Origin of the sequence: uncultured Bacillus sp., from assembly GCF_958411575.1 — a bacterium.
Taxonomy (GTDB): domain Bacteria; phylum Bacillota; class Bacilli; order Bacillales; family Bacillaceae; genus Bacillus; species Bacillus spizizenii.
On the sequence record NZ_CATYRA010000002.1, the window covers coordinates 77,269 to 92,208 of the forward strand.

At 43.0% G+C, this 14,940-nt stretch carries 14 protein-coding genes; all 14 read left to right on the forward strand.

Annotated elements, in window-relative coordinates:
- Positions 1–13 precede the first annotated feature (13 nt).
- The 14 genes from dapA (at position 14) to pgsA (ending at position 14,926) form a co-directional block, all read left to right on the forward strand.
- On the forward strand, positions 14–886 hold the full coding sequence (gene dapA, locus Q5C82_RS04225) for a 4-hydroxy-tetrahydrodipicolinate synthase (protein WP_003220976.1): 873 nt from the start codon (positions 14–16) through the stop codon (positions 884–886).
- 178 nt (positions 887–1,064) lie between these two features.
- Positions 1,065–2,732 carry a ribonuclease J2 gene (gene rnjB, locus Q5C82_RS04230; protein ID WP_003220978.1) on the forward strand — a complete coding sequence of 556 codons (1,668 nt, stop codon included), beginning with the start codon at positions 1,065–1,067 and terminating at the stop codon, positions 2,730–2,732.
- 116 nt (positions 2,733–2,848) lie between these two features.
- Positions 2,849–3,586 (forward strand): translocation-enhancing protein TepA, encoded by a 738-nt coding sequence (gene tepA / locus Q5C82_RS04235; RefSeq protein WP_003220980.1) that lies wholly within the window; start codon positions 2,849–2,851, stop codon positions 3,584–3,586.
- On the forward strand, positions 3,583–3,795 hold the full coding sequence (gene tepJ, locus Q5C82_RS04240; RefSeq protein WP_003220982.1) for a TepA modulator TepJ: 213 nt from the start codon (positions 3,583–3,585) through the stop codon (positions 3,793–3,795). Before tepA ends, tepJ begins: the two co-directional genes overlap by 4 nt.
- Before the next feature lie 129 nt (positions 3,796–3,924).
- The gene (gene spoIIIE / locus Q5C82_RS04245) at positions 3,925–6,288 is read left to right on the forward strand and encodes a DNA translocase SpoIIIE (RefSeq protein ID WP_003220984.1); all 2,364 of its coding nucleotides are present in this window, start codon (positions 3,925–3,927) and stop codon (positions 6,286–6,288) included.
- 143 nt (positions 6,289–6,431) lie between these two features.
- The gene (locus Q5C82_RS04250; RefSeq protein WP_003220986.1) at positions 6,432–7,157 is read left to right on the forward strand and encodes a GntR family transcriptional regulator; all 726 of its coding nucleotides are present in this window, start codon (positions 6,432–6,434) and stop codon (positions 7,155–7,157) included.
- 137 nt (positions 7,158–7,294) lie between these two features.
- On the forward strand, positions 7,295–8,506 hold the full coding sequence (gene bcbE, locus Q5C82_RS04255; protein WP_003220989.1) for a bacillibactin exporter BcbE: 1,212 nt from the start codon (positions 7,295–7,297) through the stop codon (positions 8,504–8,506).
- A gap of 251 nt (positions 8,507–8,757) precedes the next feature.
- Positions 8,758–10,038: a pitrilysin family protein gene (locus tag Q5C82_RS04260; protein WP_003220991.1), complete on the forward strand. Its 1,281-nt coding sequence runs from the start codon at positions 8,758–8,760 to the stop codon at positions 10,036–10,038.
- On the forward strand, positions 10,035–11,321 hold the full coding sequence (locus Q5C82_RS04265) for a pitrilysin family protein (RefSeq protein WP_003220993.1): 1,287 nt from the start codon (positions 10,035–10,037) through the stop codon (positions 11,319–11,321). The genes Q5C82_RS04260 and Q5C82_RS04265 overlap by 4 nt, the downstream gene beginning before the upstream one ends.
- Before the next feature lie 52 nt (positions 11,322–11,373).
- Complete coding sequence (gene efpI, locus Q5C82_RS04270; RefSeq protein ID WP_003220995.1) at positions 11,374–12,102, forward strand: EF-P-5 aminopentanone reductase; 729 nt, start codon at positions 11,374–11,376, stop codon at positions 12,100–12,102.
- Positions 12,103–12,182: 80 nt separating this feature from the next.
- Positions 12,183–12,440: a DUF3243 domain-containing protein gene (locus Q5C82_RS04275; protein ID WP_003220996.1), complete on the forward strand. Its 258-nt coding sequence runs from the start codon at positions 12,183–12,185 to the stop codon at positions 12,438–12,440.
- A 129-nt stretch (positions 12,441–12,569) separates the two neighbouring features.
- Positions 12,570–13,361, forward strand: coding sequence for a YmfK family protein (locus tag Q5C82_RS04280; RefSeq protein ID WP_003220998.1), 792 nt, complete (start codon positions 12,570–12,572; stop codon positions 13,359–13,361).
- A 66-nt stretch (positions 13,362–13,427) separates the two neighbouring features.
- Entirely contained in the window at positions 13,428–14,294 is an 867-nt protein-coding gene (rodZ, locus tag Q5C82_RS04285; RefSeq protein WP_202892724.1) for a cell shape determination protein RodZ, read from the forward strand.
- Between the two features lie 50 nt (positions 14,295–14,344).
- Positions 14,345–14,926 carry a CDP-diacylglycerol--glycerol-3-phosphate 3-phosphatidyltransferase gene (gene pgsA, locus Q5C82_RS04290; RefSeq protein WP_003221002.1) on the forward strand — a complete coding sequence of 194 codons (582 nt, stop codon included), beginning with the start codon at positions 14,345–14,347 and terminating at the stop codon, positions 14,924–14,926.
- The last annotated feature ends 14 nt before the right edge of the window (positions 14,927–14,940 follow it).

The window sequence follows — 14,940 nt, forward strand, 5'->3', positions numbered from 1 at the left end:
TGAGGTGAATAAAATGAATTTCGGAAATGTGTCTACAGCGATGATTACACCCTTTGACAATAAAGGGAACGTAGACTTTCAAAAACTGTCTACACTGATTGATTACTTGTTGAAAAACGGAACGGATTCTTTAGTAGTAGCGGGAACAACTGGAGAATCTCCGACCCTTTCCACTGAAGAAAAAATTGCGCTTTTTGAATATACGGTAAAAGAAGTGAACGGCCGGGTGCCGGTTATAGCGGGTACTGGAAGCAACAACACGAAGGATTCCATTAAGCTGACAAAAAAAGCTGAGGAAGCGGGCGTAGACGCAGTCATGCTTGTTACGCCTTATTACAATAAACCTTCTCAAGAAGGAATGTACCAGCATTTTAAAGCAATTGCGGCTGAAACGTCTCTACCGGTTATGCTTTATAATGTGCCGGGCCGTACGGTTGCTTCTCTTGCACCTGAAACGACGATCCGTTTGGCGGCAGACATTCCGAATGTTGTTGCGATTAAAGAAGCAAGCGGAGACCTCGAAGCAATTACAAAAATTGTTGCAGAAACGCCGGAAGACTTCTATGTCTATTCAGGGGATGACGCCCTGACGCTTCCTATTCTCTCAGTCGGAGGAAGAGGAGTTGTGTCAGTTGCGAGCCATATTGCAGGCTCTGATATGCAGCAAATGATCAAAAATTATACGAATGGGCAAACAGCTAATGCGGCACTGATTCATCAGAAACTGCTGCCGATTATGAAGGAACTGTTTAAAGCGCCTAATCCTGCTCCTGTCAAAACAGCGCTTCAGCTGAGAGGCCTTGATGTCGGTTCAGTGCGTCTTCCTCTTGTTCCGTTAACCGAGGATGAACGTCTGAGCTTAAGCAGCACGATCAGCGAACTGTAAGAAAAATTTCATACAGTGAAACAAACGCGGTCATTCTCATATTCAGCTGAGTATGACCGTTTCTTATACATATTGGTTTTCCCTAAACCTTCTGCTTTATCTTGTTTTCTAAATTTACTTTCAGTTATAATAGGAACAAGTGATGATGGACGGGTATGAGACTAGGAGGATATAGATTTTGAAAAAGAAAAATACAGAAAACGTTAGAATTATCGCCCTTGGCGGTGTCGGAGAAATTGGGAAGAACCTTTATGTCATCGAAATTGACTCAGACATATTTGTTGTAGATGCCGGCCTTATGCATCCAGAAAACGAAATGCTCGGTATTGATGTGGTGATTCCTGACATATCATATTTGATTGAACGGGCTGACCGCGTCAAGGCAATCTTTTTAACGCACGGGCACGATGAAAATATCGGCGGCGTTTTTTACTTATTGAACAAGCTGTCCGTTCCAGTGTACGGAACAAAGCTGACGCTTGCGCTATTAAGAGAAAAATTAAAACAATACGGACATAACCGAAAAACTGATTTAAGAGAAATTCACTCCAAATCTGTCATTACATTTGAATCGACAAAAGTATCGTTCTTTAGAACGATTCACAGCATCCCTGATTCTGTAGGTGTGAGTCTTAAAACATCACTTGGATCTATTGTATGCACGGGAGACTTCAAATTTGACCAAACGCCTGCACTTAACCAAACGTGCGACATTGGGGAGATCGCCAAGATCGGCAATAGCGGCGTACTTGCCCTGCTTTCCGACAGTGCAAATGCGGAGCGCCCGGGCTATACACCTTCAGAAGCTGCTGTCAGCGGAGAAATTTCGGACGCGCTGTATAATTCAGTGAACCGAGTGATTATTGCTGTTTTCGCATCCAATATTAACCGGATCCAGCAAGTCATTCATGCAGCGGCTCAAAATGGCAGAAAGATTGCCGTTGCCGGAAAAAATCTTCAGTCTGTCCTGCAGCTGGCAAGAAAGCTCGGATATATTGAAGCAGATGATGAATTGTTTATTTCTGTACAGGATGTCAAGAAATATCCGAAGCGCGAAGTGGCCATTATTACAGCAGGCAGCCAAGGTGAACCGTTAGCTGCACTGACAAGAATGGCAAACAAAGCGCACAAACAGCTGAACATTGAAGAAGGGGATACGGTTGTCATTGCGTCAACTCCAATCCCTGGGCAGGAACTCATTTATTCTAAAACAGTAGATCTTCTTGCGAGAGCCGGTGCACAAGTCATCTTTGCACAAAAGCGTGTCCATGTATCTGGCCATGGTTCACAAGAAGAGTTAAAGCTGATGATCAATCTGCTTAAACCAAAATATTTAATTCCTGTAAACGGCGAATACAGAATGCAAAAAGCTCATTCGAGAATCGCTGAAGAAATCGGCATGAAGCGCAGTGATATCTTCTTAATTGAAAAAGGAGACGTCGTTGAATTCCGCGGCCAAAACGTAAAAATTGGGGATAAAGTTCCGTACGGCAATATTTTAATTGATGGTTTGGGTGTCGGTGATATCGGCAATATCGTATTGAGAGACCGCCGCTTGCTTTCACAGGACGGGATTTTAATTGTTGTCATTACACTTGATAAACAAAAGAAACATCTTGTATCAGGACCAGAAATTATCACTCGCGGTTTTGTTTATGTAAGAGAGTCTGAAGGCCTTATCGTACAGGCTACTGAGCTTGTCCGTTCCATCGTGACAGAAGCGACTGAAACATCAAATGTTGAATGGTCAACGCTGAAGCAGGCAATGCGAGATGCTCTGAACCAATTCCTATATGAAAAAACGAAACGTAAACCGATGATCATCCCAATTATTATGGAAGTATAATGTCTGACTAAAGACCGGAGCTGCTCCGGTCTTTATTTTTTTGCCTTTCAAGCCGGGATTGAATTGAGTATCTTTGTTCATAATACAAAGAGAAATTCGGAAAGGGTGAAAGCGAAATGGATCATCGTATGGAAAACGCAGAAGAAGAGCGTCCTGAAAAAAATGACGCGAAAGACAGCATTATGAATAAAATACAGCAGCTTGGTGAAACGACGCTTCCGCAGCTGCCCCAAGATACAAATATTCATTGTCTGACCATTATCGGACAAATAGAAGGCCATGTTCAGCTTCCTCCGCAAAACAAAACAACAAAATATGAGCATGTCATCCCGCAGATCGTGGCGATTGAACAGAATCCCAAAATTGAAGGCCTGCTGATTATATTAAATACTGTCGGAGGAGATGTTGAGGCGGGTCTTGCAATAGCGGAAATGCTGGCATCATTATCAAAACCGACCGTTTCCATCGTGCTTGGCGGAGGTCATTCCATCGGCGTTCCGATTGCGGTATCCTGTGATTACAGCTATATTGCTGAAACAGCAACGATGACGATTCATCCCGTTCGGCTGACCGGGCTGGTAATTGGTGTGCCGCAAACGTTTGAATACCTGGATAAGATGCAAGAAAGAGTTGTTAAATTTGTGACAAGCCACTCAAATGTAAACGAAGATAAGTTCAAAGAGCTGATGTTTTCAAAAGGAAACTTAACACGCGACATCGGAACAAATGTCGTCGGTAAGGATGCTGTCGAGTACGGATTGATCGATCACGTCGGAGGAGTCGGACAAGCGATCAATAAACTGAATGAGCTGATCGAGGAAGCAAGAGCAGAAGAAGGACGGATGATTCAATGATTCTGTATACTACGATGCCACAGGAAATTGTTTTTGCTGAACAGAACCAACAGACAAGCGCACATGAGCAAATTGAATATAGAGGTGTGCCGCTTCTTGTTGAGATGAAAGGCAATGAAGCGGAAGTTATTCAAATCATGAGCACCAATCCAATGCATTTTCTGCACCCGGACATTACACCGGGACAAAAGCTGAAATTAAACGTATAAGATCCACCCCTTTTTTAAGGGCAAAATATGCTATAATAGGGGAATCCTACAGAAAAAACGCAGCCTGTAAACGGCTGCTTTCTTCATTATGTATGAACTTACATTTTTTAACGCAGTAAGGTGATGAGTGTGGCAAAGAAAAAACGAAAATCAAGAAAAAAACAGGCGAAACAGCTCAATATAAAATACGAACTCAACGGATTGCTGTGTATTGCCATTTCAATTATTGCTATTCTGCAGCTGGGGGTAGTCGGGCAAACCTTTATTTACTTGTTCCGCTTTTTTGCTGGAGAGTGGTTTATTTTATGCTTATTAGGTTTATTGGTGTTAGGAGTCTCGCTGTTTTGGAAGAAGAAAACGCCAAGCTTATTAACGAGACGAAAGGCCGGGTTGTACTGTATTATCGCAAGCATATTGCTGCTTTCTCACGTGCAGCTGTTTAAAAATTTGACGCACAAAGGGTCTATTGAGTCCGCAAGCGTGGTGCGTAACACATGGGAATTGTTTTTGATGGACATGAATGGCAGCTCCGCTTCACCTGATTTAGGCGGAGGGATGATCGGTGCGCTGCTATTTGCGGCTTCACACTTTTTATTTGCGTCAACTGGTTCTCAGATCATGGCGATTGTTATGATTTTGATCGGAATGATTTTAGTCACAGGGCGCTCTCTTCAAGAAACGCTGAAAAAGTGGATGAGCCCGATTGGCCGCTTTATAAAAGAACAATGGTTTGCATTTATTGATGATATGAAATCCGTCAAAACCAATATGAAGTCATCGAAAAAAACGAAAGCGCCGAGCAAAAAACAAAAAACGGCCCGCAAAAAACAGCAAATGGAACCGGAGCCTTCTGCTGAAGAGGGGGATTTGGAAACGGTATCGCCTCTTATTCATTCAGAGCCGATTATCTCAAGCTTTTCAGATCGTAATGAAGATGAAGAGTCCCCAGTCATAGAAAAACGCGCTGAACCTGTACCAGAGCCGATTCAGGACATCCAGAATGAGACAGGTGATCAGGAAACTGTTTCTGCTCCGCCTATGACCTTTACGGAGCTTGAAAATAAGGATTATGAGATGCCGTCACTTGATTTACTGGCAGATCCGAAGCATACTGGCCAGCAGGCAGATAAAAAGAATATTTATGAAAATGCGAGAAAGCTCGAACGCACCTTCCAAAGCTTTGGCGTAAAGGCGAAAGTCACACAGGTTCATCTCGGGCCGGCCGTAACAAAATATGAAGTGTATCCTGATGTCGGAGTGAAGGTTAGCAAAATTGTCAATTTAAGCGATGATTTAGCGCTTGCACTTGCTGCAAAGGATATCAGGATCGAAGCGCCAATACCAGGAAAATCAGCAATCGGAATTGAGGTTCCGAACGCAGAAGTGGCGATGGTATCGCTGAAGGAAGTGCTGGATTCTAAATTAAATGACAGACCGGACGCAAAGCTGCTAATTGGACTCGGCCGCAATATTTCAGGTGAAGCTGTGCTGGCTGAGTTAAATAAGATGCCCCATCTATTAGTTGCAGGTGCAACCGGAAGCGGGAAAAGCGTCTGTGTCAATGGCATTATTACAAGTATTTTGATGCGCGCGAAACCGCATGAAGTGAAAATGATGATGATCGATCCTAAAATGGTAGAGCTGAATGTCTACAACGGGATTCCGCATTTGCTAGCTCCGGTTGTAACTGATCCGAAAAAAGCGTCACAGGCTTTGAAAAAGGTTGTCAATGAAATGGAGCGTCGGTACGAATTATTTTCTCATACGGGTACAAGAAATATTGAAGGATACAATGATTATATAAAACGTGCCAACAATGAAGAAGGAGCGAAACAGCCGGAGCTGCCGTATATCGTTGTGATAGTGGACGAGCTTGCCGATCTCATGATGGTCGCTTCATCTGATGTGGAGGATTCGATTACGAGATTGTCCCAAATGGCGCGGGCTGCCGGCATCCATCTCATTATTGCGACACAGCGGCCGTCGGTTGACGTTATTACAGGGGTCATCAAAGCGAATATTCCGTCACGAATCGCGTTCAGTGTATCTTCACAGACGGATTCAAGGACGATTCTTGACATGGGTGGCGCTGAGAAGCTGCTCGGACGCGGCGATATGCTGTTTTTGCCTGTCGGGGCTAATAAACCTGTCCGTGTGCAGGGAGCATTTTTGTCGGATGACGAAGTGGAGAAGGTCGTCGACCATGTGATTACGCAGCAGAAAGCGCAATATCAGGAAGAAATGATTCCTGAGGAGACAACGGAAACTCATTCCGAAGTTACCGATGATCTTTATGATGAAGCTGTTGCATTAATCGTCGGCATGCAGACGGCATCTGTTTCAATGCTGCAAAGAAGATTCAGAATCGGTTATACGAGAGCGGCGCGCCTGATTGACGCCATGGAGGAACGGGGGGTTGTCGGGCCGTATGAAGGCAGCAAACCTAGGGAAGTCTTATTATCAAAAGAGAAATATGATGAGCTCTCTTCTTAATGAAGGGAGTTCAGCTTCCTTCAGTTACTTATAATAACATTATGTAAACTGACAACCTTTCTATTTATTTTTTCGACAAAACATGATATAGTTGTCCCAATTGTTCAATAATTTTTATCGAAAGTGGTTTACGGAGGGGAAACATGTCTACAAAAGCTGATAATCGGCACTTGTATTTGAAAGTAATTGAACGAATTAAAGAGGATATTAAAAATGGCATCTACACTGAGAAGGAAAAGCTGCCTTCTGAATTTGAGCTTTCCAAAAAGCTTGGTGTCAGCAGAGCGACGCTTAGAGAAGCCTTGCGGATACTGGAAGAAGAGCATGTCATTATCAGAAGGCATGGTGTAGGCACTTTTGTCCATTCTAAGCCGTTATTTCTTTCGGGCATTGAACAGCTGAACAGTGTAACGAAGATGATAGAACAGGCAAATATGACGCCTGGTACGATTTTTCTATCATCCCAAGTGCTTATGCCGTCTGAAGATGATAGTAAGAGATTTCATTTGGAAGATGGGCAAGAACTTTTTTACCTCGAACGAGTCAGAACAGCTAACGGACAGCCGATTGTATATTGTATAGACAAAATTCCGATGGATATTTTGCCGAATTCTTTCTCTCATCAGCAGGAATCTATGTTTGACCTGCTTGAGAAAAATTCAGGCTCCGTGATCAGCTATGCCGTGACTGATATTGAACCGATCGGCTATCATGATACCATTTCTCCAGTGCTGGAATGCGATCCGGAAACAGCTCTTTTGCTGTTAAAACAAACCCATTACGATCAGCACGATAAACCCGTGCTTTACTCATTAAATTATTTTAGAGCGGACAAATTCAGATTTCATGTTTTGCGTAAACGATTCTAAAACGGGCGCTATGATGTGTCTGTTTTTTTATTTGCACTGATTCATGTTTCTTTGTACATACTTTCACTCCGGTTAACGCAAGATATAAGGGATGACAAGAAAGTGAATGGGTGAAAATGTTGAGAGAGAAAAATGGAATGAAAAATATTATTGCATTGTCTTCCGTACCGCTTGTGATGACACTAGGGAACTCCATGTTGATTCCTGTTCTTCCAATGATGGAGAAAAAGCTGTCAGTGACTTCATTTCAAGTGTCTTTAATCATTACTGTATATTCAGTAGTAGCGATTATTTGCATTCCGATTGCCGGATATTTGTCGGATCGATTCGGGAGAAAAAAAATATTGCTTCCATGCCTCCTCATTGCAGGATTAGGTGGGTTGGTGGCTGCTGTTGCCTCAACCTTTATGAAAAATCCTTATGCTATGATTTTGGCGGGGCGGGTTCTTCAAGGTATCGGCTCTGCAGGGGCAGCTCCTATCGTTATGCCGTTTATCGGCGATTTGTTTCAAGGAGATGATGAAAAGGTCAGCGCCGGCCTTGGTGATATTGAAACTGCCAACACGTCAGGGAAGGTGTTGAGTCCCATACTCGGCGCCTTACTGGCTTCCTGGTACTGGTTTGTCCCATTTTGGTTTATTCCGTTTTTCTGTTTGATCAGCTTTTTGCTCGTGTTGTTTCTGGTGGCCAAGCCTGAAGAAGATGAAGATGCGCCAGCGGTTTCTGAATTTATCAAGAGTGTGCGGAAAATCTTTAAACAGGATGGGCGCTGGCTTTATACGGTCTTTATTATCGGGTGTGTGATTATGTTTTTGTTATTTGGCGTATTATTTTATTTGTCCGATACGCTGGAGAACAAGTATGCCATTGACGGAGTGGCTAAAGGCGGATTACTGGCAATCCCACTTTTATTTTTGTCAACCAGTTCATTTATAGCAGGCAAAAAGATTGGCAAAGATAAAGGGCGAATGAAATTTTGCGTTGTTACGGGAATGATTCTGTTAACCCTATCGTTTATTGCCTTGTGGTGGAACCACAGTTTTTATTTTTTATTTATCTTTTTAAGCTTTGGCGGGATAGGGATTGGAATGGCGCTTCCTGCTTTAGATGCACTGATAACCGAAGGAATTGAAAGTGAGCAATGCGGAACCATTTCCTCCTTTTACAATAGCATGCGCTTTATAGGAGTAGCTCTCGGTCCACCTGTGTTTGCGGCATTAATGTCTAATGCAAACTGGCTGATTTTCATTCTATCGGCGTTTTGCAGCATCATTGCTTTATTCTTAGTGCTTTTTACTGTGGATGCTAAAAAAAGTGAAGAGGAAGATAAAAACTTAGGGACGGTCTAGCTAACCGTCTTTTTTTGCTGTGAAGCGAAAAATCTTTCTCTTGCAGTTTACAACTGTCATTCTGCAGGCGCCAAACAGCGGTCTTTCAGATTGAAAATGGATTAACCAATACAGCCTCCTTCCTGTCGGGCGGAGGTTATTGTTTCCTTATAAATCCTACAGTTGCTATAATTACATGAAAGAGTGTTTCTGCGGATGCTGAAAATTGGTCATAATACATACTAATAAGAAATGAACGAAGGAGGTTCCATATGTCATATGTAAATGAAATCAAAACAAAGCACGGCGGTTTAACCGCACACATTGTAAAAACAGAAAAATTCAAAACCGTCTCGCTTATTTTTAAAATGCTTGCGCCGCTGACAAAGGATCAAGTCACCAAAAGAGCGCTGCTTCCGCATGTGCTTCTTCGTGGAACAAAAAGCCATCCGAAAACCGCAGAGTTGCGTTCTTATTTGGATGAACTATACGGCACGTCCGTTTCTGCGGATCTTTCGAAAAAAGGAGAGCGGCACGTCATTACGTTCAGGCTTGAAGTCCCGAATGAAAAATATTTAAAAGATCAAACGCCGCTTCTTGAAAAAGGACTGCAGCTTCTCGCAGAAATCGTCTTTTCACCTGCTTTAAAGGGAGACGCTTTTCAATCACAATATGTGGCTCAGGAAAAACGGACGCTCAAGCAAAGAATTCAAGCCGTCTATGACGATAAAATGCGCTACTCGAATTTAAGGCTGATACAGGAAATGTGCAAAAATGAGCCTTACGCGCTCCATGTCAATGGGGAAATCGACGATGTCGATGCCATTACGGCCGATCAATTATATGAAACATATCAAAGCGCTATCCAAAAAGACCAGCTCGATCTTTATGTCGTTGGCGATGTGGACGATAACCAAGTGCAAGCGGCAATTGATAAGTATTTCCAAACAAAAGAGCGCACCCTCGGCACGATTGAAAACAATCACGATGAGCAAAAAGCCCAGCCTAAAGAAGTAATTGATGAAGAAGATGTCAAACAAGGAAAGCTGAATATCGGCTACCGCACCAGCATCACTTATACGGATCAGGATTATCCTGCTTTGCAAGTGTTTAACGGATTGTTCGGCGGATTCTCTCATTCCAAGCTTTTCATCAATGTTCGGGAAAAAGCCAGTCTTGCTTACTATGCCGCTTCGCGTATAGAAAGTTTTAAAGGCTTGTTAATGGTAATGTCGGGCATTGAAGTGAACAATTACGAACAGGCTGTTTCGATTATTGCTGAGCAATTTCAGGCAATGAAAAACGGTGACTTCAGTGAGCAGGACATCGCTCAGACAAAGGCCGTCATTCGAAATCAAGTGCTGGAAACCATTGATACAGCATACGGTTTATCTGAATTTTTATATCAGCAGGCCGCTGCACAAGTCGATATTCCTATCGAAGACTTTCTTGCCAATATTGAGCAGGTCACAAAAGAGGATATCGTAAAAGCCGGCGAAAAGATTCAGCTTGATACGACTTATTTCTTAAAAGGGACGGAGGGTGCATCTTGATCAAACCAATCGAATACGAACAGCTTCAGGAGACGCTGTACCATGAAAAAATGCCAAACGGCCTTGACGTTTACGTTTTGCCGAAAAAAGGCTTCAACAAAACATATGCGGTTTTTACAACAAAGTACGGCTCTATAGATAACCGGTTTGTCCCTTTAGGTAAAAATGAGATGGTTCACGTGCCGGACGGCATCGCCCATTTTCTTGAGCACAAGCTATTTGAAAAAGCGGACGGAGACGTTTTTCAAGATTTCAGCAAACAGGGCGCTTCTGCCAATGCGTTTACGTCATTTACAAGAACGGCTTATCTTTTCTCAAGCACATCAAATGTTGAACGCAATTTAGAGACGCTCGTCGATTTCGTACAGGACCCGTATTTTACTGAAAAAACGGTTGAAAAAGAAAAAGGGATTATCGGGCAGGAGATTAACATGTACGACGACAACCCCGATTGGAGGCTTTACTTCGGGGTCATTGAAAACATGTACAAAGAACATCCTGTCAGAATTGACATAGCGGGAACAGTGGAAAGTATCTCACATATTACAAAAGACCTTCTTTATGAATGCTATGAAACGTTTTATCACCCGAGCAACATGCTTCTCTTTATTGTCGGACCTGTAGATCCTGAAGCGATCATTTCTCAGGTAAGAGAAAATCAGGAGAGAAAGCCGTATACTGACCAGCCGGAGATCAAACGGGAAGAAGTGAAAGAGCAAGAAGCTGTTTTCCGAAAAGAAAAAGAGATCAAAATGAATGTGCAGGGCCCGAAATGCCTTGTCGGGCTGAAATCAAAGAATCCGTTTAAATTAGGCAAAGAGCTGTTAAAGCATGAACTTTCAATGAACTTATTGCTTGAATCTCTTTTCGGCAAAAGCTCCGCCCAGTACGAATCACTTTATGAAAAAGGGTATATTGACGAAACGTTCAGCTTTGATTTTACTGCTGAATATGGGTTCGGTTTTGCGGCGATCGGCGGCGATACACCGGAGCCTGATCAATTGGCTGAAGACATTTCAAGCATGCTTCTGCGCGCCAATGAACTGATTACTGCTGAAAAGATTGAACTTGCCAGAAAGAAAAAGATCGGTACATTTTTAAAAGCGCTGAATTCACCTGAATACATTGCCAATCAATTTACCCGTTATGCTTTCTTGGATATGAGCCTGTTTGACGTCGTAACGGTTCTCGAGCAAATTACTCTCGAGGATGTCCAGAAAGTCATACAAGAGGAAATTGCTGCAGACAGACTGACTGTCTGCAAGGTTGTCCCTAAATCATAAACAAACATCCCTCCAGTGTGAGGGGTGTTTTTTGCGGAAAGAAGGAAAGAGGATGAACAAAACAGCACTAATCACCGGAGCAAGCGGCGGCATCGGCAAGAGCATAAGTGAAACCCTTGCGGCAGAGGGATACAATCTGCTGCTGCATTATCATACAAATCAAAACGCGGCAGCGGAGCTTGCTGAAAAATTAAGAGAGACGTTTGGCGTGCATGCTGAAATTTTGCAAGCCGATCTGTCCGCGCCAGAAGGAGCAGATAAGCTGACAAGTTCAATTGATCAGCCAGTTGATGCGATAGTTTTAAATAGCGGAAGAAGCCATTTTGGACTGATTACGGATGTGGATAATGCAACGGTTCAGGAAATGGTTCAGCTCCATGTGGCGAGTCCATATATGCTGACAAGAAACCTTCTTCCAGGCATGATCCGGAATAAAGCAGGAGCGATTGTGGCTGTCAGCTCTATTTGGGGCGAGACTGGAGCATCTTGTGAAGTGCTGTACAGCATGGCAAAGGGAGCCCAGCACTCGTTTGTAAAAGGACTGGCTAAGGAGCTGGCGCCAAGCGGAATCAGAGTAAACGCTGTAGCGCCGGGCGCGGTTGATACAAATATGATGAATCAATTTACCCCTTCTGAAAAAGAAGAGATTGCGGATGAGATCCCGATTGGCCGGCTGGCCCGGCCGCAAGAAATTGCCGATGCAACAGCGTTTCTCCTGTCTGAAAAAGCGTCATATGTTACCGGCCAAATTCTGTCGGTGAATGGCGGCTGGCACTGCTGATTCGAAAATATTCGGTGTATAGTTTCTTTTGCGAAGGACACAATAATCTTGTAACTTCACATGAAATGGAGGAAACGAGCATGTCAGTATTAGAAAACTGGGATAACTGGAAAAACTTCCTTGGCGACCGTCTGAACTATGCGCAAGATAAAGGTATGAGCCAGGATACGATTACAGATCTTGCGACAGAAATCGGCAGTTACTTGGCTAATGAAGTGGAATCTAAGAACGAGCAGGAAAAAGTGCTGGCAGATCTTTGGAGCGTAGCATCAAAAGATGAACAGCACGCCATTGCCAATATGATGGTTAAGCTTGTTGAAAATAACAGCACTCACTAAGAAGAGAGGAGATTTTTCCTCTCTTTTTTATGTTTTCCTCATCACAGCAACATTCTTCTTTCTAATTAGAGAAAAATGCTTTATGATAAAGGAAGGTAAAATTTTGCCACAATGAAGGGGGTATATCATTTGGCAAAGCTCGAATGGTATTTTGAATATGAAATTCAAGTGAACCGCCCCGGACTGCTCGGGGATATTTCATCTCTTCTTGGGATGCTTTCTATTAACATCGTAACGATAAACGGCGTCGATCTTTCCAGAAGGGGAATGCTTCTCAGGTGCCGCCATATAGATCAAATTAAACGATTAGAATCAATCTTAAAAACGATGGAAACAATTAAAGTAACGAAGCTGAGAGAACCGAGGCTTCGCGACCGTCTTGCCGTACGTCACGGCCGTTACATTCAAAGGGATGCCGATGACAAGAAAACGTTCCGCTTTGAACGGGACGAGCTAGGCTTATTAGTCGATTTTATGGCTGAACTGTTCAAAAAAGAAGGCCATAAATTAATCGGGATCAGGGGGATGCCGCGTGTCGGAAAAACGGAATCGATTGTGGCCTCCAGCGTGTGTGCAAGCAAAAGGTGGCTGTTTGTGTCATCAACCTTGCTGAAGCAGACGATAAGAAGCCAGCTGATTGCCGATGAATACAGCACTGAAAATGTCTTTATCGTTGACGGAATTGTGTCTACACGAAGAGGATCAGAACGTCATCTCCAGCTGGTCAGAGAAATCATGAGGCTGCCTGCAACAAAAGTGGTGGAGCATCCGGACATATTCGTTCAAAATACAGAGTATACACTAGATGACTTTGATTATATTATTGAACTTAGAAATGACCCTGATGAGGTTATTACATATGAACATGCCGAAGAACCCCAAATGTTTGATCAATCCGGGTTTTCAAGCTTTGATTTTTAAAATTGGAAGGTGTTTGTTGTGACTGAACTAGGAATCCGGCTCAAAGAAGCCAGAGAGGAAAAAGCAATGTCATTGGATGATCTCCAAGCGGCAACAAAGATTCAAAAAAGGTATTTAACCGCCTTGGAGGAAGGAAACTATGACATTATTCCGGGGAAGTTTTATGTTCGGGCATTCATCAAGCAATATGCGGAAGCTGTCGGGCTTGATGCGGATCAGCTGTTTGAGGAGCATAAAAAAGATATCCCAAATACGTATCATGACGATGTGTCTGAAAAGATCTCCGGCATGAATCTTCAAAAGGAAATGCCAAAGCCAGCATCTAAGGCGCTGGAGCTGCTGCCAACGATACTTGTCATTCTCGGCGTGATTGTCGTAATTGCGATTGTCTACGCGATCATTCAATTTGCGAATCATAAAAACAGCGATGGTAACAATGCCGCATCTGAAAAATCAATTACGCAAAGTGAAAGCAAGTACGAAATCCCAAAAGATTCAACGCTAAAAGAGAATCAAAGCAACAGCTCTGAAAAAGAGGCAGACACTAAAAAAGAAACGAAAGAAAAAGAAGATAAAAAAGAAGAAAGCGACAGTGATAAACTGGAGATTAAAGCAACTGGCACTGAAGGGTCATTAACGACTTATGAAGTGTCCGGCGCTGAGAAATTCGAGCTCGAACTGAAGGCATCAGACAGTTCTTGGATTCGAGTACGCGATGAAAACAGCAGCTCGTTAAAAGAGGGAACGCTGAAAAAAGACGAAACCTATAAAAAAGACATAACTGATCAGAAACAAGTTGAAATCCGCACCGGATATGCACCTAATCTGAAAATAAAAATCAACGGTAAGGTTCTTTCATATGAACTTGATCCGAAAAAAGTGATGGCACAAACCATAAAGATTGTAAATAAAAAGGAAGAAAAGTCATCTTAATTTACCAGATGACTTTTCTTCACGTCCGAGTATGAAATTGGAGGGGCTTTATGTTTAACTTACCAAATAAAATCACACTAGCTAGAATCGCATTAATCCCAATCTTCATGATTATCATGCTGACGCCATTTGACTGGGGCATGCTCGAATTTGGAGACGAATTGATTCCGGTCGCACACTTGGCAGGGGCTATCCTATTTATTATTGCATCCACAACAGACTGGATAGATGGATATTATGCCCGAAAACTGAATCTCGTCACAAACTTCGGAAAATTTCTAGATCCGCTTGCGGACAAACTGCTTGTATCGGCAGCGTTAATTATCCTTGTTCAATTTGATCTTGCTCCGGCCTGGATGGTTATTGTGATTATCAGCCGGGAGTTTGCCGTGACAGGTTTAAGGCTTGTCTTAGCCGGAACAGGAGAAGTCGTAGCTGCTAACATGCTTGGTAAAATTAAAACCTGGGCACAAATCATTGCGGTTTCCGCATTGCTTCTTCATAATCTTCCGTTTGAACTTGTGTCATTCCCGTTTGCTGATTTAGCACTGTGGGTAGCTGTCTTCTTTACTGTCGTATCAGGCTGGGAATATTTCGCTAAAAACTGGGAAGCGTTAAAAACATCTAACTAAGAAAGAAGGACTTC

What these genes read in the sequence shown, in the direction of transcription:
- dapA (WP_003220976.1), top strand. Translation starts at nt 14, where the DNA reads ATGAATTTCGGAAATGTGTCTACAGCGATGATTACACCCTTTGACAAT.
- Q5C82_RS04250 (WP_003220986.1), top strand. Translation starts at nt 6,432, where the DNA reads ATGTCTACAAAAGCTGATAATCGGCACTTGTATTTGAAAGTAATTGAA.
- efpI (WP_003220995.1), top strand. Translation starts at nt 11,374, where the DNA reads ATGAACAAAACAGCACTAATCACCGGAGCAAGCGGCGGCATCGGCAAG.
- bcbE (WP_003220989.1), top strand. Translation starts at nt 7,295, where the DNA reads ATGAAAAATATTATTGCATTGTCTTCCGTACCGCTTGTGATGACACTA.
- Q5C82_RS04275 (WP_003220996.1), top strand. Translation starts at nt 12,183, where the DNA reads ATGTCAGTATTAGAAAACTGGGATAACTGGAAAAACTTCCTTGGCGAC.
- tepJ (WP_003220982.1), top strand. Translation starts at nt 3,583, where the DNA reads ATGATTCTGTATACTACGATGCCACAGGAAATTGTTTTTGCTGAACAG.
- Q5C82_RS04260 (WP_003220991.1), top strand. Translation starts at nt 8,758, where the DNA reads ATGTCATATGTAAATGAAATCAAAACAAAGCACGGCGGTTTAACCGCA.
- rodZ (WP_202892724.1), top strand. Translation starts at nt 13,428, where the DNA reads ATGTCATTGGATGATCTCCAAGCGGCAACAAAGATTCAAAAAAGGTAT.
- tepA (WP_003220980.1), top strand. Translation starts at nt 2,849, where the DNA reads ATGGATCATCGTATGGAAAACGCAGAAGAAGAGCGTCCTGAAAAAAAT.
- pgsA (WP_003221002.1), top strand. Translation starts at nt 14,345, where the DNA reads ATGTTTAACTTACCAAATAAAATCACACTAGCTAGAATCGCATTAATC.